This window comes from Shewanella sp. QJM3NY_23 (genome assembly GCF_056173105.1).
Genome location: NZ_CM149657.1, coordinates 2,566,469 through 2,588,423, shown reverse-complemented (window position 1 = coordinate 2,588,423; position 21,955 = coordinate 2,566,469). Strand labels below are relative to the sequence as shown.

Here is a 21,955-nt window from a genome sequence, read left to right as displayed (position 1 = left end):
CGAGCAGCGTTAACAAGATACTCTTCTTAGCCTTTAAAGAAGCACGCAGTTTGACATGAGAACGGGCTTAGCCTAACCCACTTTGGGATGGCAGCGTTCAACCTGATGGACCATTTTTGAAGGGAAATTATTATGTATAAGACACTATTACTTGGCTCAACATTAGCTGGAATGACCTTAGTCAGTGCGAGCGTACAAGCCGAAGATTCGGTATTTGTTGGCCATCTTGCCGATATGTCTGGCCCCACGGCCTTTGTGGGCAAGCCGTATGCCGATGGTGTGCGTGATGCGCTGGCGTATATCAATGCCAATGGCGGTATCGACGGCACCACGCTGGAATATGAAACCATAGATTATGCTTACAAGGTGCCGCAGGCTATCGCCTCCTATAAAAAGTGGTTGTCGCGTGAAAATATGGTGGCGATGCAGGGCTGGGGCACGGCCGATACCGAAGCGTTGATCTCTTTTGCCGCTAAAGATGAACTGCCGATCTTCTCGGCTTCCTATTCGGGGCATCTAACCGATCCTCAAGGTAAAAACCCCAATACCAAAAAGCCTGCGCCGTATAACTTCTTCTATGGCGCGTCTTATTCTGATGCATGTCGTGGCTTGGTGCAGTGGGCCGCAGAGGATTGGCAAGCAAAAGGTGGGCAGGGCAAGCCAAAGTTCACCCACATTGGTGCCAACCATCCGTTCCCTAACGCCCCTAAAGAGGCATGCGCCGAATACGCCACCGAGCTTGGCTTTGATGTACAGCCGCCGGTAGTGATATCGATGAAACCCGGTGACTTTAAAGCGCAATGTTTAAGCCTTAAAAGTTCGGGGACCAATTATGGCTATATCGGCAACTTAGGCGGTTCGGTGCAGTCGTTAATCAAGTCGTGCGACACGGTTGGCACAGATATTCAGTTTATGTCTAATATTTGGGGCGGCGATAAGTTGGTGTTTCAGGCAGCGGGTGAAGGGGTGAAAAACTATATCTTCCCTACTATGACCCCTTTTTGGGGGGATGATGTACCGGGCATGGCGCTGGTACGTGAGATCTCAAAAATGTCCGATGCTAGCGGTCAAGAACCTCGTCTACACCACTATATTCGCGGTGTTTGCTCTACCTACTTTATGAAAGAGTCGATGGAGTGGGCTAAGGCCAATGGTGGTATTACTGGGCCTAACGTTAAAAAAGGCATGTATGTGCAGCAAAACTGGGTGCCTAAAGGGCTTGAAGGCGTCTGCTTAGCGGCGACGTGGACACCTGATGATCACCGCGGCATTAATCAGGTCAACATCTACAAAGGCAACTACAACGGTGGAGACATTAAAGTTGAGAAGGTCAACCAAGTCACGATTGAGCGCCGCGTTGATTGGTTAGGTTATTAATCACCCATTTCGGCCTAGCAGGGCACTTCTGCCTGCTAGGCCATCACCTATCGCCCTGGAGTTGTTATGACACAAGCAGTGCAGTTAAAGCCAGAAAGCCCCATTCTCTCTATTAATAATATCGAAGTGGTGTATGACGATGTCATTCAGGTGCTTCGCGGCGTCAGTATCGATGTGCCACAAGGCGAAATCGTCACCCTACTTGGCCCTAATGGCGCAGGTAAATCGACCACCTTGAAGGCGATATCTGGATTACTAAAGACCGAAAACGGTGAGGTGTCCCGTGGTGATATCCATTTTATGGGCGAGCGAATCGATACCCAAAACGCTTCGGATGTGGTGCGCTCGGGCCTATTTCAGGTGATGGAAGGTCGGCGGATCATCGAAGATATGAGCGTGATTGAAAACTTAAAGTTAGGCGCCTATACCCGCCATGACGGTCAAGTTAATCAAGACATTGAGATGGTGTTTAACTATTTCCCACGCCTGAAAGAGCGCACAGGGCTCGCCGGATACCTGTCGGGCGGCGAGCAGCAAATGCTGGCCATCGGCCGCGCGTTAATGGCCCGTCCTAAGATGATCTGCCTCGATGAGCCTTCGATGGGCCTTTCACCGCTATTGGTAAAAGAGGTGTTTGGCATCATAGAAAAGATCAATCGCGAGCAGGGGATCACCATGCTGCTGGTGGAGCAAAATGCCAACTACGCCTTAAAGGCAGCCAACTATGGCTATATCATGGAATCGGGCAAGATAGTGCTCGATGGCAGTAAGGCGCAGCTGCTCAATAACGAAGACGTAAAAGAGTTTTATCTGGGGGGCGGCAATGAAACTCGCAAAAGTTTTAAAAATTTAAAGTCGTATAAACGCCGTAAACGCTGGTTGTAATAGGAGCCGACATGAGCCATTTTTATCACCCACTGGAAGGGCAAAGCGCCGCTGTTCGCGAAGACTACCTTATGTCGGCGCTGGCCGAGCAACTGAGCTTTGCGAAAAGCCACTGCGACTATTATGCAGCGCGGTTAGCCGACATCGATGTTAGCCACATCAATAGCCGGGCTGCGCTAGCGACCCTGCCCATCACCCGTAAGGCCGATCTGATTGAATTGCAGGCCGCGAAGCCGCCTTTTGCCGGCATGACCCCCAATCAGCATAGCGTGGGGCGCATATTTCAATCGCCGGGCCCAATTCATGAGCCCGAATGTGACGGCCATGATTGGTGGCGCATGGGACAAGCGTTTTTTGCTGCGGGTTTTCGTCAGGGCGATCGGGTGCAAAATTGTCTCTCTTATCATTTAACCCCCGGCGGCTTCATGATGGACTCGGGCGCTAAGGCCTGTGGTTGCAGCGTGATCCCCGCAGGTCCCGGGCAGACAGAGCAGCAACTGGCCTTGATTGGCACCTTAAAGCCCAATGGCTATTGCGGCACACCCTCATTTTTAAATATCTTGCTCGATAAGGCGCAGCAGTTGGATTGCGATGTCTCGTCAATCACTAAGGCGCTGGTCTCTGGCGAGGCGTTAACGGCGCCGCTCAAAGCCCGCTTTGCCGAGGCGGGCATTGCCGTTAAGCAGGCTTATGCGACTGCCGATATGGGGCTTATCGCCTTTGAAAGTGTCAGCGATGATGGCTTAGTGGTTGCCGAAGATATTATTGTCGAAATTGTGCGCCCAGGTACGCAAGTTCCTGTTGCCGATGGCGAAGTTGGCGAGGTGGTGGTTACCAGCTTTAATCGTGATTATCCGCTGATCCGCCTTGCCACAGGGGATTTGTCAGCCTTAATGGGTGGCGAAAGTCGCTGCGGGCGCACCAATATGCGCATTAAAGGCTGGATGGGCCGCGCCGATCAAACCTGTAAAGTGAAAGGCTTGTTTGTGCACCCAGAACAAGTTGAGCGCATTCGCCGTCGTCATAGTGAGCTTGCTAAAGTACGGCTAGTGATCGCGAGCAGTAACCATAACGATACTATGTGTTTACTGTGTGAAGTGGATGACGCCCAGCGCTCGCAACTGGATATTGCCGCCATTAGCGCCTCTATTCGAGCCGAAACCCAGCTCAGCGGCGAGGTGGCTTTGGTTGCCACAGGGACATTAGCCAATGATGGCATGGTGATTGAGGATAAAAGATAGCGTGTTGATGTCGAGCTAAAAAGTAGCGCTCATTTAACTCGTCGGTCGGCAGTTTTTTAAATTAATTAGGTCGGTTAACGCCCATGAAGCATATGGGTTGATGACAACATGGGCAGTAGTCAAAGTAAGTACTAATGCGCCTAACTGCGCGACTGTACGCATTGATAGTTGCGGGTCGCTTCTAGAAATGATTTTGGATCGGGATGGAAAGAGCTTTTTTATCTCTTCTGCCGCCAAACGGCTTCGTTCAACAAGTTGCTTAAACGGACACAATCAGCTGGCGATGGTATTAAATGGCATCATCCATAAAAAAAACGCCCAGCATGAGCTGGGCGTTTTGAGTATCGATTCAGATCCCGTTTTACTTAGCAGACCTATTTATTTAGCAGACTGAATAAAGTCGATAATTTGATCGAATGGAATATCTTGTTTTTCACCTGTGCGACGGTTCTTATATTCGAATACACCGCTGTCGATGTTGCGATCGCCAATCACGATAACGTGTGGCAGACCGATAAGCTCCATATCGGCAAACATTACGCCAGGGCGCTCTTTACGGTCGTCAAACAGCACTTCGATACCGGCATCGTTAAGGTCTTGATATAGCTGCTCAGCCATATCCTTAACGCGGTGAGATTTGTGCATGTTCATTGGCAAGATGCCCACTTTGAACGGTGCAATCGCATCTGGCCAGATAATGCCGCGATCATCGTTGTTTTGCTCAATTGCCGCCGCCACCATGCGGCTTACGCCCACACCGTAACAACCCATCAGTAAGGTTTTTGACTTGCCGTTTTCGTCTAGTACGTTAGCGCCCATCGACTCTGAGTAGTTCGTACCTAACTGGAAGATATGACCCACTTCGATGCCGCGCAGTAGTCCGATAGTGCCCTTGCCACATGGGCTCGCTTCACCTTCGATGACGTTACGTAGGTCGGCAACGGGGGCTTCCGGTAGGTCGCGCTCCCAGTTAATGCCCACATAGTGCTTACCATCTTGGTTAGCGCCAGCGGCAAAATCACTCATGATGTTAACGCTGTGGTCAATATAGACTGGAATATTAAGCCCGACAGGACCTAATGAGCCAGGGCCTGCACCAATGGCTTTACGGATATCGGCTTCATCGGCCATCTCAAATGGAGCTAATACGGCGTCAAGCTTCTCAACTTTCACTTCGTTAAGTTCATGGTCACCACGAATGATAATGGCCACTAACGGCGCTTCTTCGGTTGCACCTTTAACAATAATGGTCTTAACGGTTTTTTCGATAGCGATGTCGTGCTGTGAGACGAGCTCTTCAATGGTTTTGGCATTAGGCGTATCGATAATGCTCATTTCAACCGTAGCTGCGCCGCGTGGCTCAGTTGGGATTGGCGCTTCTGCTTTTTCGATGTTAGCGGCGTAATCACTCTCAGTTGAGTAAGCTATTAAGTCTTCACCGCTGTTGGCTAATACGTGGAACTCATGTGACATGCTGCCACCGATAGAGCCGGTATCAGCAAGTACTGGGCGGAAAGCCAGACCCATACGGCCTAGGATGTTGCTATAGGCGGTGTACATCGCCTCATAGGTTTCATCCATGGTTTGTTGATCTAAATGGAAAGAGTAAGCGTCTTTCATCAAGAATTCACGCGAGCGCATCACACCAAAACGTGGACGTACTTCATCGCGGAACTTAGTTTGAATTTGGTAAAGATTAAGTGGTAACTGCTTGTATGAGTTAACTTCTTTACGAACGATGTCGGTGATCACTTCTTCATGGGTTGGGCCTAAGACGAAGTCACGGTTGTGACGGTCTTGAAAGCGCAATAGCTCAGGACCAAATTTTTCCCAACGACCGGTTTCAACCCACAGATCAGCCGGTTGTACCATGGGCATTAAGATCTCAACAGCACCTGCATTGTTCATCTCTTCACGCACAATCGCTTCAATCTTACGCAGTACACGTAAGCCTGTCGGCAACCAGCTGTAAAGACCTGATGCGTTACGACGGATCATTCCCGCACGTAGCATTAATTGATGACTTACCACCTCAGCGTTTGCTGGGGTCTCTTTTTGTGTTGACAGCAGGTACTTGCTAACTCGCATTGCCAATATCCAGTTATGTAGTGAAATAGGTCGACATTTTAGCACCCTGTGTGTTGATGTCACCTAGTTTGTTTGAGCACTGGCAGCGAAAACGGGCTGGTTGTGAATGATTGGCTTAATTTGATCATTAACCGTCGTTAGAGTGCTTTTTTGCGGTTGTTTTGTTGTTCCTACTTTAACCGACGTTATTTGCGTATAACAGCTATCTGTAATGAGTCAGTCGCGATTTGAGTCATGCCGTGTTTAGAAAAGCATGTTTGTGCTGTAGATTTGTGAAGCCCAATAAGGGATAGTCGTTAGTGGTATTGGCCTCGAGTCTTACGGGCATATCAAGCTGCTCGCGGCTCTTTTTATGGCAAATTTAAATAAACCCAGAGTTAGGTGATTTTTAAGTGTGTATTTGACATCAGTCGGTTAACCTGTGTTGATAAAATATCACGCATTCTATTTGCCTTAATTTCTCTAAATATTAGTAGCATCTTGCTAATAGTGCGTCTTGCTGGGTTATTCATTGCGGTGATAGAGACCTATATTAACTCATGCTTAACTATAAAAAGGATACTGAGTTTTGGACATTCGATTAGCGACCAGTGACGATTTACCGCGTTTTTTTGTTTATCTGGCCAAGCAACTTAAAGAGAATGGCGCCGATGACAGTGTGCCATTTCTACCATTGTCGGTGGCCGAGTCGCAGCTTAATGATGAGATGCGTGCCCGTTTCACACAAGGAATAGACAAGCCGTTGCAACAAGGTGGTTGGCGTCGTCTGTTGTTGGCTTTTGATAATGAGCAGGTTGTGGGGCATATCGATATTCGTCCTCATCAAGAGCCGCATACGCCGCATCGAGTGTTACTCGGCATGGGCGTCGATAAGTCGTGTCGTGGACAGGGGCTTGGTAGCCAATTACTTAATAGCATGTTTGTGTGGGCGGCGCTGCACACCGACTGTGAGGTGATTGATTTATGGTTGCTGACGGAGAATCAGTCTGCTTACAAACTGTATCAACGTCATGACTTTATTCAATGTGCGCAGATTAATGATATGTATCGCATCGATGGTCGCTCTCTTGGGTATACCATGATGTCGCGCCGCATCTGTAGTTAACTCGGTGTTGGTCATGGGGGACAATGATGGACACATTGTATGATAATTGACTGCGTTTTCCCTTGGATGCTGAATGGTAAAAATAGCACTAATGTGCCTATTCATGCTGTTTGTCGCCATTATTGCACATCATTGGCCAACGCCTGATAACCCATTAATGAGCATCGTTAGCCAAGATCTGTTTAATGAAAATAGGCTAGCAACGGCAAGTTTAATCAAGTGTTGCTCTGTGCAGTATTTGCTTTACATTTTCGCCCCATCCAACCCAATCAATTTACATCTCTAGTGTTTTCCACTGATTTTTTCGTCAAGAGTAAATTAAACTTGTACTACCAGTGTTAAAATGACGTGGGTTTCGCTATAAAATAGTGTTTTTTTCTTTTGTTGTTTTATTACGTGTGCGAGAATGCCCGCCAAGATTGAGGTGGTTTTTCAGTCTCTAATCGCACACTAAATTTAGCGACTAAATGGCTTTATTTATCCCTGTCCCTTAGTTTCATTAAACATCAGATTAGCATCCAATATGAATTCATATTCACTCAAGAAAAAAATATTGTTATCGGTTGTACTTGCCCTTGCGGTTGTTATTGCACTGCTATCATGGCGCAGCTATTCCACCCAAAAAGCCTTGTTACTGCAAAGCAGTGTCGCTCAGGTGAGTGAATCTGGCGAGCAACAGGCGATGCGCATTAAAGAGTGGTTAGCCGATCGTCAACGTGTCATCGCATCGGTCGCGACGAAAGTTGAGGGCGATACGCTAAATGCGCTGCAACAAGCACAAGCCTCTGGCGATTTTCAGTTAACCTATTTGGGCAGTAACACTGGTGTCATGGTTGACTCCGATCCGAGTATCGACCGCACAGGGTACGATCCTCGCGCTCGTCCTTGGTATGAGCAAGCGCAACAAGCGCGCGGCGCCATTATTACCAAGCCATATTTAGATGTGGCCTTCAATGTATTAGTGGTAACCATAGCCCAGCCGACACGTAATGGTGTGGTAGGGGGCGATGTATCGATTGCCAGCTTGGTCGATAGTGTCAACAATATGTCACTGCCGGCTAACGGTTACGCCATCATGATGCACAAAGATGGCACTGTGATAGCCCATAAAGATCCCAGTAAGTTGATGGGCAAGGTGACAGATGTCGATGATGAGTTGAGTCAGCGCTTGTCTGAAATGAGTCGTCAAACAGGGCAATTAGCGCCCGCCTATTTTGAGGCTGAAGGACGCGATAAACTGCTTTGGGCTGTTGAGATCCCCACTACCGATTGGCAGTTGGTGTTTGTTCTCGATAAAGAGACGTTAGAAGCCCCATTGAGCAACTTGATGCTAACTCAGTTAGGTTTAGCTGCACTAGCCTTAATCATCAGTGTGTTAGCTATTTCTTGGCTATTAAGTCTGTTACTGGGGCCATTAAGCCGCGTATCACAAGCACTGTCACGTATTGCCGATGGTAATGGTGATTTAACCCAGCGCATCGAGGTGGACAGCCAAGATGAAGTGGGCGTTCTGGCCGACAGCTTTAACCGTTTTGTCAGTAGTCAGCATGAGCTAATCAGTCATATTCGTCAGCTCGCTATTGAGCTTGATGCTGACGCCGAGCAGAGCCTAGTCACTAACCAATCGAGTGTCGATGAGCTGCAACGCCAGCAGCAAGAAGTGTCTATGGTCGCCACGGCGGTCACCGAAATGTCGAGCGCGACTCATGAAATTGCCGCCAATGCTGAAAGTACCGCCGCCGCGGCGCAGCAGTCGGCGCAAAGCAGTACTCAGGGTAAAGGGTTGGTGGATCAAACCCGCACAACCATTAATGCACTGGCATCAGAAGTTGACGAGGCAACCACTGTGATTGGTGAGTTAAGTCGACACGCTCAAGCGATTTCAAGCATCTTAACCACGATTCAAGGGATCGCAGAGCAGACCAACTTATTGGCGTTAAATGCGGCGATTGAAGCGGCGCGCGCTGGTGAGCAAGGGCGAGGTTTTGCGGTAGTGGCTGACGAAGTGCGGGTGTTATCTCGCCGTACCCAAGATTCTACCGAAGAGATCTATACCACAATCGAAACCTTACAAAATACCACTAAGCAGGCGGTTAGTTTGATGGACAGCAGTAAGGGACTGGCCAATAACAGTGTCAATGATGTTAATGCGGCCGCGAAAGCACTTGAGGAGATCACTCAAGCGGTGAATGTGATTTCTGATATGGCAGGCCAAATTGCCACTGCCGCAGAAGAGCAGACGCAGGTGACCAACGAGATCACTCAAAATACGGTTGCGATAAAAGATGTTACCGATGAGATCACCTCATCAGCCAGAACCCATTTAACTCAGGCAAAAATACTCAAAGATCGGGCAACCGATTTGAGCGAGAAGGTCGCGACGTTTATTTTGTAAGCGTCAGACGACATGTCATCAATGGGGTTGCCAACGAGCGTCTGGGCATAACCTAAAAAAGCCAACCTGCATGCAGGTTGGCTTTTTGTTTGGTCGCTATTTTTACGCATACCGCTAAGGTTTAGTCTTCGTTTTAGTCAGCTTGCCTTGCTCTTTGAGTGACTGATGAACCTTGCCTGCAACTTAATACACGGCTATCCATCAGGCTTAGGCGCAGCTTACCGACTCACGGTTAATGTCTTGATAGAGTTCTTGATACATGAGTTCACGCATTTTGAACTTCTGGATTTTCCCCGTCACTGTCATTGGGTATTGCTCGACAAATTTGATGTACCTTGGCACCTTGAAGTAGGCTATTTTCTCGGTTAAGAAATGGCGGATCGCCGCCTCATCAATTTGAGTGCGTGGCTGCACTTTAATCCACACGCACACCTCTTCACCGTATTTGTCACTTTGCACCCCAAATACGGCCGCATCTTGTACATCGGGATGACTATAAAGCTTCTCTTCAATTTCGCGCGGGTAGATATTTTCGCCGCCGCGAATGATCATATCTTTAATCCGCCCGACAATTTTAACGTATCCTTCGCTGTCCATTTCGCCAATATCGCCCGAGTGTAACCAACCGTCATTGTCTATGGTGGCCGCGGTTTTTTCAGCATCATTCCAATAACACTGCATCACCCCGTAGCCGCGGCTGCACACTTCACCAGGCTGGCCTATGGGCACGAGGTCGCCAAATTCGTCGACTATTTTAACCTGAGTATGGGCCAGAGCGCGGCCTACCGTGGTGACCCGCTTCTCTACCGAAGAGTCGATTTCGGTCATGTTGTTAATTGGGCTGCATTCGGTTTGGCCGTAACCAATAAGCACTTGCTCCATATACATCAGGCTTTGTACTCGGCGCATCACCTCTTCGGGGCAGGTGGCGCCGGCCATGACGCCGGTGCGCAGCGAACTTAAATCAAACTGATTAAATTCTGGGTGCTCAAGCTGAGCGATAAACATGGTCGGTACCCCATGCAGGGCGGTGCACTTTTCTGCTTCAACCACCTGCAAGGTGGTGAGCGGATCGAATGAGTCGCTTGGAAATATCGCCGCCGCACCTTTGCTGATGCACGATAAGTTACCCAGCACCATCCCAAAACAGTGATATAAGGGCACTGGGATGCACAACTTGTCATCGGCGCTCAGCTGCATGGCGTTAGCCACCAACAGGCCATTGTTGAGAATATTATGATGACTCAAGGTCGCGCCTTTAGGATTGCCAGTGGTGCCTGAGGTAAATTGAATATTAATGGCATCAAAGGGCGAGAGCCCTTGCGCGACGGCATTGAGTTGTATCTTGTCAGCGCTGCTCAGTGGGCGCTTAACGTGGTCGAAATTGAGCATGCCGGGGGAGGCGTCGTGCCCCATGCGGATCACACATTCTAACGAGGGTAACTGCGCCGCGGTGAGTTGCCCCGGTTGACAGTCGTGTAACTCGGGCGCTAATTGATACAGCATCTCGAGGTAGTTACTCGACTTAAATTTTTCGGCGCAGATAATCGCGCGGCAGCCGACATTATTGAGGGCATACTGCAGCTCTTCGGGGCGATAGGCAGGATTGATGCACACCATGATGGCGCCAATTTTGGCGGTGGCAAATTGGGTTAAACACCATTCAATGTTATTGGGTGACCAGATACCAACGCGGTCGCCTGGTTGGATACCGATAGCCAGCAGGCCAGCCGCCAGTTCATTTATCTGTGCTTGATATTCTTGGTAACTCCAACGGATCCCTTGGTGATGCATCACAATGGCGAGTTTATCTGGGTAACGCTTTACGATGTCATCGAAATAGTGGCCTATGGTGCGCTCTATTAACGGCGAGCTAGTGTGGCCGTCATATTGGCTGAGGGTAAGCGGAAAAGTGTTGTTGTTTGCAAATGTCGATACGGCAGACATGAGGCCTCCATGCATAACAGTGTTCTGAGTGATTAGGTCAACACACTACCCAATGCTGGTAAGACGCCACAAGCACATTTTGGCATTTATAGACTAAAGCACTAATAGCCTGTTAGGTGATAAATAGGGCTGCAGCTTAGTGGTGAGGTGGCGATAAAATGACCTATCAACAAGGCGTTGAATTTTGGAATATACACCCCAATTTACCTGCCGATAGGGATTATGAGGCAGTGATAAGCGCGTAGCTTGACTCTCCGATGACTTAAATTCGCATCGGCGAGCCAAGGTGAAATTACTCTGGCGTGTCCTGCTGATCGCGGGTGGCTTTTTGGGCTGATTTTTCAGCTAGGCGCTGCGCTTTAGTGCGCCAGTGGCGGGTGTTATAAATAAATTCAGGCAGTAACTTAGTGAGCCAGGCGACCAGACGCCAGCGCTTAGTGATATAAGCTTTACGTTTGGCCGATTGCATCGCCTTTATCACCTGCCGAGCCACTTCATCCGGCGGCGAGAGCCATAAGCGACTGCGTTGCAGGGCGGCTTTATCGAGCAGTCCCAGTTGCAGATCGGTGATGGTAATGGGCAATTTGAGTCGCTGAGCATGCATACTCAGCCCTTCAAGGTAGTTGCTGGCGTAGGCTTTTGAGGCATGGTAAGCCACACTGGGGCCGCCGCGCAGGCCTGCGATAGAATTGATCGCCGCGAGTTGGCCATAACCTTGCTCGGTAAATAGCCTAAAGGCAGTATTACAGATGGCGCTAAAGCCTTGTACATTGACGGTAATAATATCGGCTTCGGGCTGCCAAGGCAGCGTGGCATCATAGCTATTAAGCCCAGTATTGACTAATACTAAGTGTACGCTGTCAAGTTGCTGCCAGAGCGTTTCAAGGGTGGCAATAATGGCCGCGGGTTGGTCAATTTGCAGTGCCTGAACCCTTACCTTGGTCGGTAAGGATTGCGCAAATTCACTAATTGAGTCAGGATCTTGAGCCAGTAGGACGAGTTCAACATCTTGTTTGGCCAGTTGTTTGGCTATTTCTTGGCTGAGCAGTGAGCTTGCGCCCACAATAATGGCTGTAGCTTGGGTCATTAGGCTATTTCGCAACAAATGGTCGTTCTATGATATGGACATATTGATCCTAGGACAAGGTGTATCACTTATGGGAATTGCACAAATATGCGGGCTTTCACAGTTCTTGATGAGATTAGGTTATTTGTGAGATCAGTTATTTGATGTAATTAAGGTTGGACATATAGACATCCAGATGTCTTGATGTATTATAAGGAGCTAGATAATGAACAAATGGTTAAAACCGCTGTTACCTGTGGCCATGGCGGCCAGTGTGCTAAGTGGCTGTGCGACGCCTAATGCCAGTGTCGAAATTCAAGGCGAAGTGTGGTTTAGAGAGCGTATCGCGCTGCCTACCGATGCGGTATTAACGGTGCAGGTGAAAGATGTCTCTAAGATGGATGCACCAGCGGTGGTGATAGCAGAGCTGCAGCGCAGTGATATTACTACTCCTGCACCGTTTCAGTTTGTGATCCCAAGTGATCAGTTTGAGCCTGGGCATACTTATGCGGTAGGGGCGAAAATTAGTCATAACGAACAGCTTATGTTCATTAATACTCAGGCGTATCCTATCGATCTTGGCTCGCAAGAACCCATTTCGGTATTGGTACAGCAGGTCGGCCGATAATCCTGAATGTTTGTTCAGTGCCATAAACTTTGGCACTGACAAAGCGCTAAACAGCCGTTATCGCGCCGATTTCATTATTGTGCACCTTTAAGTGTGCTTAACAAGATTGAAAGAGGCGCGCTATGCCGGTAAAAATTCCTGATAATCTGCCAGCGGCAGAGATCCTTGAATCAGAAAATATTTTCGTCATGTCTGAAACCCGGGCGGCGAATCAAGATATCAGACCCATGAAGGTGCTGATCTTAAATCTGATGCCCAACAAAATTGAAACCGAAACCCAACTGCTGCGCCTGCTGGGCAACACGCCGCTACAAGTCGATGTCGATCTGCTGCGTATTCATGACAAAGCGTCCAAGCATACTTCTATCGATCATATGAATAACTTTTATCGCGATTTTGAAGATGTGCGCCATAAAAATTACGATGGCTTAATCATTACCGGTGCCCCCCTCGGGCAGGTAGAGTTTGAAGATGTTATCTACTGGGAGCATATTTGCGAGATCATCGACTGGTCTCAAGCTCATGTTACCTCGGTATTGTTTTTATGTTGGGCCGCCCATGCTGCGCTCTATCATCTATATGGTTTACAACGCCAATTGCTGGATAAAAAGCGCTCTGGGGTATTTTGTCACCAGCGTACGTCGATTCATTTTCCGCTGCTGCGCGGCTTCGATGAGGAGTTTTTTGCGCCCCATTCGCGCTTTGCCGAGATGAATGTTGAGCAATTAAAGCAACATCCTGAGTTGCAAGTGCTGACCGAATCGGATGAGGCGGGCGCCTATATGGTGCTCAGTCGCAGTAACCGTAATCTGTTTGTGATGGGCCACCCCGAATACCAAAAGTCGACCTTGAATGAGGAGTATCAGCGCGATTTAAACGCTGGACTTAATCCCGACATTCCGCAAAATTATTATCGCGGCGACGATCCAAACCAAGAACCCGTCGCCCGCTGGCATGGTCACGGTAGCCTGCTGGTCAGTAATTGGCTTAACTACTATGTTTATCAGTTGACCCCCTACAATCTTGAAGATATGAGTGGCATTACGCCATGGGAATCAAGGTAAGCGTGATGACGGCCTCGATAGCAGGAGTTTGTCTGGGCGCGTATTTTGTCATTAACACTTGCCAATGCGGCTCAGAGTTATGGCTGGATTAATAGGCCAGCATGGCGGTTGACCTCGCCATTTTTAGGCGGCAACTTTCTCGTTACTGTGCTTGAGACTCAAGGCGTTACAGGCTATTTTATTTAGACCTTTGACGCGATAATATTGCAAGGCAATTGCGTCATACCGCCTCCTATAGGACGCTCATGTCGACGACTCACAAACGTGTTTTACTCTTGCTTGCCCATCCTTCCCAGCATCGCTCTGAAGTGAATCTGCCACTATTTAAGGCGGCAAGGGCCATTGATGGCGTGACCGCCGTTGATCTCTATGGTGAATATCCCACCTTCGATATTGATATTGAGCGCGAGCAACAACGATTGATTGAGCACGATATTGTTATTTTTCAATTTCCACTGTACTGGTATTCGACCCCAGCCATTTTAAAAGAGTGGCAAGATTTAGTGCTTGAATACGGCTTTGCTTATGGCGCCGATGGCACTGAGTTAAAGGGGAAAACCTTTTTTTGCGCCCTCAGCGCTGGTGGTAAGGAAGATGCTTATCAAGTCCAAGGTTATAACCATTTCACTGTGCGGCAGTTGTTGGCACCACTAGAGCAGACCGCCAGCTTAACCGGCATGCATTATCTAGCGCCTCTGGTGCTGTTTGGTGCCCGAACCGCTATTGAAGATGACTTTATGATGCGCCATATGCAGCAATGGCAACGCCTGCTTAAGGCCTTGGTTGAAGACAGGGTTAATGTGCATCAGGCGGCTAAGCTAGATTGTTTAAATCATCACTTGGACACCATTATCGAGGGGGAGAGGTGATGACAGGCTATTTTCTACAGGCGTTTATCTATTTAGTGGCAGCGGTGATTGCCGTGCCCTTAGCCAAACGTTTTGGCTTAGGGTCGGTGCTGGGGTACCTCATAGCCGGTGTGGTTATTGGCCCTGTGGTTGGGCTCGTGGGCGAAGAGGCCGGGGTTATTCAGCATTTTGCCGAGTTTGGTGTGGTGATGATGCTGTTTGTGGTGGGGTTAGAACTCGAGCCCAAAATGTTGTGGGCGATGCGTCATCGCTTAATGGGGCTGGGCGGTTTGCAAGTGGTGTTGACGGCCGCTGCCGTGATGGCGATTGCGCTCTATTTTAAAGTGCAATGGACCATCGCTTTGACCATAGGCCTAGTGTTTACCCTATCGTCTACCGCCATTGTGTTGCAAACCTTCAATGAGAAAGGGCTTGGGAAAACCGACGGTGGCCGCAGTGCGTTTTCGGTGTTGCTGTTTCAAGATATCGCGGTGATCCCCATGCTGGCCTTTATCCCATTATTGGCGTTGCCTGAGTTGGTGGATAAAGCGCAACAATTGGCCAGTACTGCTGCGCAGCAACATCAAGAGGTGAGCCTAGTTGCTGGCTTACCCGGTTGGGCTTACGCCTTGGTGATAACCGGGGCCATCGCCCTGTTGGTGATTGGCGGCCATTACTTGAGCCGGCCGCTGTTTCGTTTTGTCGCCAGTTCAGGCTTAAGAGAGATATTCACCGCCACCGCGCTGATGTTGGTTATCGGCATTGCGGCGATGATGAGTCTCGTGGGGTTATCGCCGGCTTTAGGGGCCTTTTTAGCCGGCGTAGTATTAGCCAACAGTGAGTTCCGCCATGAGCTAGAGTCGAGTATCGAGCCTTTTAAAGGCCTGTTATTAGGTTTATTTTTTATCACCGTAGGCGCGGGAGTGAATTTTGCTTGGTTGTGGCAAGAGTTAGGTGTCATTGTCTTGATGACATTAGGCTTGATGCTGCTCAAAGTCTTAGTATTACTGCTGCTGAGCCTGCTGTTTAAGATTAGAAAAAGCGATCGCTGGCTATTTGCCTTGAGCCTAGCCCAAGCGGGGGAGTTTGGTTTCGTGTTGGTGAGCTATTCAGTACAAAATAATGTATTGCCAACCGACTTAGCCCAAACATTATTGCTGGTGGTGGCGCTGAGTATGTTCCTTACACCCGGACTATTTATCGCCTTTGAAAAGCTCATTTTACCCCGTTACCGCGCCGCGCCTGACGCCCGAGAGGCCGATGTTATTGAGGAGCAAGGCCCGGTTATTATCGCTGGTGTCGGGCGTTTTGGTCAGGTGGTGAACCGGTTATTGACGGCCAACGGGGTTAACACTGTGGTGCTCGATCATCAGATAAGCCAAGTGGATATTCTGCGCAGTATTAATGTTAAAAGCTATTTTGGCGATGCCACTCGCCCCGATCTGCTGCACACCGCAGGAATTGAAGAGGCCTCACTGCTAGTGGTGTCGATGGACAACCCCGAAAGTGCGACCGAGTTAGTCAAATACGTTAAACATGCTTACCCTAAAGTGAAGATCTTAGCGCGGGCCTTCGACCGTGGACATGCTTATATGCTGCGCCGCGCGGGCGCGGATTTTATCCAAAAGGAGACCCTATTATCGGCGTTAGAGTTAGGGGCCGATGCGATGAAATGTTTAGGGTTTCATCCCTTTCACGTTGAGCAGCAAAAAAACACCTTTAAGCGCATCGAAAAACGCAGTTCCGATATCCTCTATCAAGCTTGGTGTGATGACAGCTCAGGTGAGCGATTCGACAATAACTATCGCAAATTATTTATTGAGCTGGAAGAGACCATTAAAACTGCGATGACGCGAGATAGAAGTGACAAGCATTCTAACAGTGAACGTGGCTGGACACCGCCGCCTAAAGGCTACGACGAGGTACTTGAAGGCGATGAGCCTATCGACACTGCGGCGGCTAAAGCCGATATCACGCCTTAACGGCCGCCGAGGCTGCGAGATGTTCCCTGTGCTCACTTGAGCCGCGCTGTGATTAAAGGTTAATCGAGCGCGGCAAGCTGAGGTTGTAGGTGTTCGGGCAGGGCAATATGCAGCTTTTCTTGGGTTAGCGGACAGGTAAAGTCGAGAAAGCAGGCGGTTAATTGCAGATTAGGATCGCCCGCAACGGCATCGCCATGTTGCCTGTCGCCCACTACGGGATAACCTATGCTGGCCATATGGATACGGATCTGGTGTTTACGCCCCGTTTCAATGGTTACCTGCACCAGCGAGCGATCATGCTGGGCATCGTATTCGATAAGCTCGGCGTGCGAGCGCGCCATTTTACCATCGACATCTGTGTCTATGGTTTGGCGCTGCTTGGGAAATTCGCCTTTGACTATGACGCGATATTGCTTATTAAGCTGCCGATGTTCAAATTGCGCCGCCAGTGCCGCCGTGGTGGTTTTACTGTGGCCGATGATCACTAAGCCTGTGGCGGCGCGGTCGAGTCGGTGCACAATAAAAGCCGGGCGTTGGGGGGTAAGGTGGGTTTCGACAAAACGATTAATCGTGGTGTGATCGCTCCATTTCGAGCCTTGGCAGAGCATGGCGTAAGGCTTATACCAGATACTGTATTGGCCTTTGTCGACAATAAGCTGCGCATCGGCAACCGTTTGTGCCAATACCTCTGGATGATAATAGAGGTGTAATGTATCGCCCACCTTGAGCGCTTTTTTTGCCCGCCGTAGTCGCTGGGTATATTTTCCACGGCTTAGCCACACTGCGCCTTTTACCATGGCCTGCTTAATGGCCTGTTTAGACAATCCGCTGTGCGCCGCCAAGAGGCTGACGGCATCGTCATCGGGTTGAGTAATAGTAAGGTGATATTCAGATTTGCTTTGGGTCATGGATTAGACTATTTATTGATGGTTGCAGCTGCTGTATCGGCGAGTTTACACTATTTTTGCCAAGCATGAGAGGCTGATATCGGCCTTGTTTTAGGTCAAAAAGGGGCCGTTAGTGTGGTTGAATGTTTAGATAAGCGTTTTATTAGCGGTTGAATACCCAAGATCGCTTAGCATTGATCGCGTTGGGCATAATCGATTTTATTTTTAGGCATAAAATAGGCGTTAGATCAATTATTAAAGGTTAAATTGTCTTGTTGTTATGTTGTGAAAAACGTAATCTAAATATGAGCACAATTTCAGGATGAAAGTGCCACCTCATTGGCCATAATAGCTGGTCTATTGGGTGAGAAAGCGTAATGCTTGCACGGGATTCCTCAATTGTTCGAGGGACATAAACCATGCATCTACCCGAGTCACTACTTAATCCCCATCCCACAGCCCATGCGGTGAATGCGGTGCGCATTGAACACATGGATGCGGTGTTAAAGGCCTTGCCCGATCCTACGTTTATTTTGTCACAAAGTGGTAAATACCTCGGTGTATTTGGTGGCAACGATTCACGCTACTACCACGACGGCTCAGCACTGGTCGGCTTACACCTCAGCAATCTTATTTCTGCCGAAAAGGCACAGTGGTTCCTCGATAAAATTACCCAAGCATTACAATCCAATAAATTATTAATTGAAGAGTATGAGCTATCCGATAAAGACGTATTGGGTGAATCAGACGATGGGCCAGAGCAGCCCATTTGGTTTGAGGGCCGTATTCAACCGCTGGATTTTACTATAGAAGGTGAGCGTGTGGTGCTGTGGGTGGCGAGTAACATTTCTAAGCGGCATGAAATGGAGCAGCAACTGCGAGAGTATAGCGATACAGACCAACTGACAGGGTTATTTAATCGGCGTAGGCTGGAGCAAGATGTAAGTCAGCATTATGAACAATGGGCTCGCCATTGTATGCCTTGCAGCATTTTGATGCTCGATCTCGATAATCTAAAGGCGATAAACGATACCTTAGGCCACCATATGGGAGACGATATCATTGTCGCCATGGCGGATATTTGCCGCGTGCAATGTCGAAAAACAGACAGTGTTTATCGTTTTGGCGGTGATGAATTTGTATTGGCCTTACCCTGCCTGACCGCAGAGCAAGCTTTGGCATTTGCCGAGCGGTTACGTCAATGTGCCCTTGCGCGATTTGAGCAACTTGCGGTGGCTGGATTATCGGCATCGGTCAGTATTGGCGTGGCGAGTATGGCCATAAGTGACCGCGGTTATCAAGATAGTCTCAAGCGTGCCGATGCAGCTTTATACCGTGCTAAGCGTGCCGGTAAAAACTGTGTTGTGCTCACAGCGTGATAAGTATTGGCTCAAGGAGGAGCATTATGTGCCTATGTCGTATTGTCCCCTGGACGTGCTTTGGATACAGGGATTGTGATTGCCGCCAAATTCCCCTAATGTGCTAACCAACTGTTTAATAAATTATTATATGCAAATCATCACATGCAAACTTAACTGCACCTTTGTAGGCGCGCAAGATATGTAGGCGCGCAAGATAAGGTGTGCGGTGACTTTTTAGATTAACGATATAAGGGAGACTTATCCATGCTAGATGCATTTAAACTCGACAACCAAGTAGCGATTGTGACCGGTGCTGGCGCTGGTATTGGCCGAGCGATTGCGCAGTTATTTGCGCAGGCCGGCGCGGCTGTAGTGGTGAGCGATCTTAAAGAGCAAGCTGCGGCCGATGTCGCACAAGAGATCATCGCTGCCGGAGGCAAAGCCATCGCAGTTGGGTGTGATGTCACCGATGAAACCGCCCTAACCGAGTTAGTCGACAAGGCCCTAGCCGCTTTCGGTAAAATCACCTTGCTGGTTAATAATGCCGGTGGTGGCGGCCCCAAACCATTTGATATGTCGATGGATGAGTTTAACCGAGCGTATCAGCTTAACGTATTTTCAGTATTTAGATTGTGCCAGCTATGCGCACCCCATATGGAGGCGGCCCATGGTGGCGCCATTTTGAATATCTCTTCGATGTCGGCCGAGAATAAAAATATCAATATGGCGGCCTATGGTTCATCCAAAGCGGCGCTGAGCCATCTGACGCGTAACATCGCTTTCGATTTGGGCCCCAAAGGTATTAGGGTTAATGCTATTGCCCCTGGCGCCATTAAGACAGATGCCTTAGCCAGCGTGCTAACGCCAGAAATCGAGCAGACTATGCTTAAACATACCCCATTGGCGCGCTTAGGCGAGACCCGTGACATCGCTTATGGCGCCCTTTACCTCTGTTCTGGGGCGGCCAGTTGGGTGAGTGGCCAAGTGTTAACAATCAGTGGTGGCGGAGTACAGGAGCTGGATTAGGCACTGACTTGAGCCATTAGCCATTTGGGATGTTGCTACCACAGGCTTAAATCATGAGCGTGTGATAGCAGCCTGTAATGAACGTTTGATAGCGTAACTGCGTATAGTAAGCTTAATGCAAATTCACTTGTTCTCTGGTGTGCAGCGGCTTACTGTTAATCGTCATTGTCAGCATTCGCGCAGCGGATGAATAGGTGAAAAGGGAGGTTATTATGGATGCACATTTACAGGCAAAAATTCATCATTGGTTAGGGCTCGATGGCGATCCCGCAAGCCACGCCGAGATCCAAGCCATGCTCGATAACGGTGAACATCGTGAGCTTGAACAGCGTTTTAGTGGGCGATTGACCTTTGGTACCGCAGGGATCCGTGGTGTGGTTGGGGCAGGACCGATGCGAATGAACCGCTTAGTGGTTCAACAAACCTCCAAAGGGGTGGCCGAATACCTAAAAGCGCAGGTCAAAGATGCCCCCAGTCGTGGCGTGATAATCGGCTATGATGGTCGCCATGATTCTAAGCAGTTTGCTCAAGATGCCGCAGCCGTGTTGACCAGTGCTGGGGTTAAGGTTTATCTCACCGAACATGTTGCTCCCACGCCCTTAGTGGCGTTTGGTGTGCTGCACCTTAAGGCGACTGCGGGCATAGTGGTCACCGCGAGCCACAATCCGCCACAATACAATGGTTACAAAGTCTACTGGGGCAATGGCGCACAAATTATTCCGCCGCACGACACAGGTATTGCGGCGCGTATCGAACAGGCTGCTCAGCAGCGAGTGTCATTAATGCCGACTCAAGATGCGCTGGCAAGCGAGCTGTTGATGATGCTCGGCGACGATTTTTATCAGGCTTACCGCAATGGCATTAAACAGGCCAAAGTATTGCAAAACCATACCCAACCCACATTAGTGAGCCTAGCTTATACCGCCATGCATGGCGTCGGCGCTGAGATGGCGGAAACTGTGCTCAAAGATGCTGGCTTTACTCAGGTGTATTCGGTGGCTGCGCAGCGTGAGCCGGATGGCGATTTCCCGACGGTGAATTTTCCTAACCCTGAAGAAGCTGGGGCGATGGATTTGGTGATGGCCGAAGCGCACCAACATAATGCCATGTTAGCGTGCGCCAACGATCCCGACGCCGACCGCTTTGCGGTGGCGGTAAGAAAGCCCGATGCCTCTGCCACTATGACGGCAGCTGAGGCGTATCAAATGCTCACAGGCGATCAAGTGGGGGTGTTGTTAGGGCATTATTTACTGTCTCATGCCGAAGATAATCAAAGGCTTACTTGCCGCACCATAGTTTCATCCAGTTTGTTATCTAAGGTGAGTGCGGCGATGAATGGTGTGTGCGAAACCACCTTAACCGGCTTTAAATGGTTAACCAACGTGGGTATGGCTAAGCAAACGGCAGACAACCAGTTTTTGTTTGCTTATGAAGAAGCGCTGGGCTACACCATAGGCAGCATGGTGTGGGATAAAGATGGTTTATCGGCCTTAGTGGCCTTTGCTCAATTAACCGCTGAGCTCGCCGCCCAAGGGCAAACCCTTTGGGACAGGCTCGAAGCTATCTATCGTCAGCACGGATTTTATCTTAATCAACAGGTCAGTATTGCCCTAGATCAGAGTAAGGTGGGCGGCCCGACTATTGGTGAGCAGTTAAGGGCGTTAGCACCGCGTAAGGTTGCCGGCAGAGCCGTGGTATCAACCGATGATATTAGCCTTGGCAAGCGTTACTTTGCTGATGGTCAAGAGGAGGTTATAGACTTGCCCCGCAGTGATGTGCTTATTTATCAGCTCGACGATGGCGCTAGGGTCATTGTTCGCCCATCAGGCACCGAACCTAAGGTAAAATGTTATTACGAGGTGGTCGAGTCTATGACGGCAGATGATGATTTACTAAGTGCCCAGCAGAGAGCGCAGGCTCATATGGATGATATTATCAGCGTGCATCAAGCTGAGCTATCGAAGTTGAGGTAACTGACGTGGCTGATAAATAAGGTCAGTTAATGAAGCGGGACATTAACTTAGTTGCTTAGCGTCAGTTGAAGCCACCGAAGAT

At 49.1% G+C, this 21,955-nt stretch carries 16 protein-coding genes; 12 read left to right on the top strand and 4 right to left on the bottom strand.

Features of this window, described 5'->3' with window-relative positions:
* Positions 1-132 precede the first annotated feature (132 nt).
* From AC0VXX_RS11575 to AC0VXX_RS11565, 3 genes are all read left to right on the top strand, one after another.
* On the top strand, positions 133-1,377 hold the full coding sequence (locus AC0VXX_RS11575; protein WP_475514358.1) for an ABC transporter substrate-binding protein: 1,245 nt from the start codon (positions 133-135) through the stop codon (positions 1,375-1,377).
* A 66-nt stretch (positions 1,378-1,443) separates the two neighbouring features.
* Positions 1,444-2,262 (top strand): ABC transporter ATP-binding protein, encoded by an 819-nt coding sequence (locus AC0VXX_RS11570; protein ID WP_110458636.1) that lies wholly within the window; start codon positions 1,444-1,446, stop codon positions 2,260-2,262.
* An 11-nt stretch (positions 2,263-2,273) separates the two neighbouring features.
* Entirely contained in the window at positions 2,274-3,503 is a 1,230-nt protein-coding gene (locus AC0VXX_RS11565; protein WP_475514357.1) for a phenylacetate--CoA ligase family protein, read from the top strand.
* Between the two features lie 378 nt (positions 3,504-3,881).
* Here the strand turns inward: AC0VXX_RS11565 and AC0VXX_RS11560 are convergent, their stop codons facing one another.
* Positions 3,882-5,591 carry a proline--tRNA ligase gene (locus AC0VXX_RS11560; protein ID WP_475514356.1) on the bottom strand — a complete coding sequence of 570 codons (1,710 nt, stop codon included), beginning with the start codon at positions 5,589-5,591 and terminating at the stop codon, positions 3,882-3,884.
* Positions 5,592-6,159: 568 nt separating this feature from the next.
* On the opposite strand from AC0VXX_RS11560, the gene AC0VXX_RS11555 reads away from it, so the two are divergent.
* Both AC0VXX_RS11555 and AC0VXX_RS11550 read left to right on the top strand, forming a co-directional pair.
* On the top strand, positions 6,160-6,696 hold the full coding sequence (locus tag AC0VXX_RS11555) for an N-acetyltransferase family protein (protein ID WP_475514355.1): 537 nt from the start codon (positions 6,160-6,162) through the stop codon (positions 6,694-6,696).
* Positions 6,697-7,219: 523 nt separating this feature from the next.
* The gene (locus AC0VXX_RS11550; protein WP_475514354.1) at positions 7,220-9,091 is read left to right on the top strand and encodes a methyl-accepting chemotaxis protein; all 1,872 of its coding nucleotides are present in this window, start codon (positions 7,220-7,222) and stop codon (positions 9,089-9,091) included.
* A gap of 207 nt (positions 9,092-9,298) precedes the next feature.
* Here AC0VXX_RS11550 and AC0VXX_RS11545 read toward each other — a convergent pair whose 3' ends face one another.
* Both AC0VXX_RS11545 and AC0VXX_RS11540 read right to left on the bottom strand, forming a co-directional pair.
* Positions 9,299-11,038: an AMP-binding protein gene (locus AC0VXX_RS11545; RefSeq protein ID WP_475514353.1), complete on the bottom strand. Its 1,740-nt coding sequence runs from the start codon at positions 11,036-11,038 to the stop codon at positions 9,299-9,301.
* A gap of 292 nt (positions 11,039-11,330) precedes the next feature.
* On the bottom strand, positions 11,331-12,125 hold the full coding sequence (locus tag AC0VXX_RS11540) for an SDR family NAD(P)-dependent oxidoreductase (protein ID WP_475514352.1): 795 nt from the start codon (positions 12,123-12,125) through the stop codon (positions 11,331-11,333).
* 205 nt (positions 12,126-12,330) lie between these two features.
* Here AC0VXX_RS11540 and AC0VXX_RS11535 point away from each other — a divergent pair, with 205 nt between their 5' ends.
* The 4 genes from AC0VXX_RS11535 to AC0VXX_RS11520 all read left to right on the top strand — a co-directional run bounded on the left by AC0VXX_RS11535 (position 12,331) and on the right by AC0VXX_RS11520 (position 16,626).
* On the top strand, positions 12,331-12,732 hold the full coding sequence (locus AC0VXX_RS11535; protein ID WP_475514351.1) for a YbaY family lipoprotein: 402 nt from the start codon (positions 12,331-12,333) through the stop codon (positions 12,730-12,732).
* 122 nt (positions 12,733-12,854) lie between these two features.
* The gene (metA, locus tag AC0VXX_RS11530; protein ID WP_475514350.1) at positions 12,855-13,796 is read left to right on the top strand and encodes a homoserine O-succinyltransferase MetA; all 942 of its coding nucleotides are present in this window, start codon (positions 12,855-12,857) and stop codon (positions 13,794-13,796) included.
* A gap of 245 nt (positions 13,797-14,041) precedes the next feature.
* Positions 14,042-14,665, top strand: coding sequence for an NAD(P)H-dependent oxidoreductase (locus AC0VXX_RS11525; RefSeq protein ID WP_475514349.1), 624 nt, complete (start codon positions 14,042-14,044; stop codon positions 14,663-14,665).
* Positions 14,665-16,626 carry a monovalent cation:proton antiporter-2 (CPA2) family protein gene (locus AC0VXX_RS11520; protein WP_475514348.1) on the top strand — a complete coding sequence of 654 codons (1,962 nt, stop codon included), beginning with the start codon at positions 14,665-14,667 and terminating at the stop codon, positions 16,624-16,626. The genes AC0VXX_RS11525 and AC0VXX_RS11520 overlap by 1 nt, the downstream gene beginning before the upstream one ends.
* 59 nt (positions 16,627-16,685) lie before the next feature.
* Here the strand turns inward: AC0VXX_RS11520 and AC0VXX_RS11515 are convergent, their stop codons facing one another.
* Positions 16,686-17,534, bottom strand: a complete 849-nt coding sequence (locus AC0VXX_RS11515; protein ID WP_475514347.1) for an RluA family pseudouridine synthase — start codon at positions 17,532-17,534, stop codon at positions 16,686-16,688.
* 398 nt (positions 17,535-17,932) lie between these two features.
* Here AC0VXX_RS11515 and AC0VXX_RS11510 point away from each other — a divergent pair, with 398 nt between their 5' ends.
* The 3 genes from AC0VXX_RS11510 (at position 17,933) to AC0VXX_RS11500 (ending at position 21,873) form a co-directional block, all read left to right on the top strand.
* Positions 17,933-18,892 carry a sensor domain-containing diguanylate cyclase gene (locus tag AC0VXX_RS11510; RefSeq protein WP_475514346.1) on the top strand — a complete coding sequence of 320 codons (960 nt, stop codon included), beginning with the start codon at positions 17,933-17,935 and terminating at the stop codon, positions 18,890-18,892.
* Positions 18,893-19,138: 246 nt separating this feature from the next.
* Complete coding sequence (gene hdhA / locus AC0VXX_RS11505; protein WP_475514345.1) at positions 19,139-19,900, top strand: 7-alpha-hydroxysteroid dehydrogenase; 762 nt, start codon at positions 19,139-19,141, stop codon at positions 19,898-19,900.
* A 212-nt stretch (positions 19,901-20,112) separates the two neighbouring features.
* A complete protein-coding gene (locus AC0VXX_RS11500) occupies positions 20,113-21,873 on the top strand; it encodes a phospho-sugar mutase (protein WP_475514344.1) in 1,761 nt (586 codons plus the stop codon).
* Positions 21,874-21,955: the final 82 nt, after the last annotated feature.

Bases quoted from the DNA above. Each gene is read 5' to 3' on its own strand.
- metA (WP_475514350.1), top strand. From the start codon at position 12,855: ATGCCGGTAAAAATTCCTGATAATCTGCCAGCGGCAGAGATCCTTGAA.
- AC0VXX_RS11510 (WP_475514346.1), top strand. From the start codon at position 17,933: ATGCATCTACCCGAGTCACTACTTAATCCCCATCCCACAGCCCATGCG.
- AC0VXX_RS11565 (WP_475514357.1), top strand. From the start codon at position 2,274: ATGAGCCATTTTTATCACCCACTGGAAGGGCAAAGCGCCGCTGTTCGC.
- hdhA (WP_475514345.1), top strand. From the start codon at position 19,139: ATGCTAGATGCATTTAAACTCGACAACCAAGTAGCGATTGTGACCGGT.
- AC0VXX_RS11535 (WP_475514351.1), top strand. From the start codon at position 12,331: ATGAACAAATGGTTAAAACCGCTGTTACCTGTGGCCATGGCGGCCAGT.
- AC0VXX_RS11550 (WP_475514354.1), top strand. From the start codon at position 7,220: ATGAATTCATATTCACTCAAGAAAAAAATATTGTTATCGGTTGTACTT.
- AC0VXX_RS11515 (WP_475514347.1), bottom strand. From the start codon at position 17,534: ATGACCCAAAGCAAATCTGAATATCACCTTACTATTACTCAACCCGAT.
- AC0VXX_RS11500 (WP_475514344.1), top strand. From the start codon at position 20,113: ATGGATGCACATTTACAGGCAAAAATTCATCATTGGTTAGGGCTCGAT.
- AC0VXX_RS11575 (WP_475514358.1), top strand. From the start codon at position 133: ATGTATAAGACACTATTACTTGGCTCAACATTAGCTGGAATGACCTTA.
- AC0VXX_RS11560 (WP_475514356.1), bottom strand. From the start codon at position 5,591: ATGCGAGTTAGCAAGTACCTGCTGTCAACACAAAAAGAGACCCCAGCA.
- AC0VXX_RS11525 (WP_475514349.1), top strand. From the start codon at position 14,042: ATGTCGACGACTCACAAACGTGTTTTACTCTTGCTTGCCCATCCTTCC.
- AC0VXX_RS11540 (WP_475514352.1), bottom strand. From the start codon at position 12,125: ATGACCCAAGCTACAGCCATTATTGTGGGCGCAAGCTCACTGCTCAGC.
- AC0VXX_RS11520 (WP_475514348.1), top strand. From the start codon at position 14,665: ATGACAGGCTATTTTCTACAGGCGTTTATCTATTTAGTGGCAGCGGTG.
- AC0VXX_RS11545 (WP_475514353.1), bottom strand. From the start codon at position 11,038: ATGTCTGCCGTATCGACATTTGCAAACAACAACACTTTTCCGCTTACC.
- AC0VXX_RS11570 (WP_110458636.1), top strand. From the start codon at position 1,444: ATGACACAAGCAGTGCAGTTAAAGCCAGAAAGCCCCATTCTCTCTATT.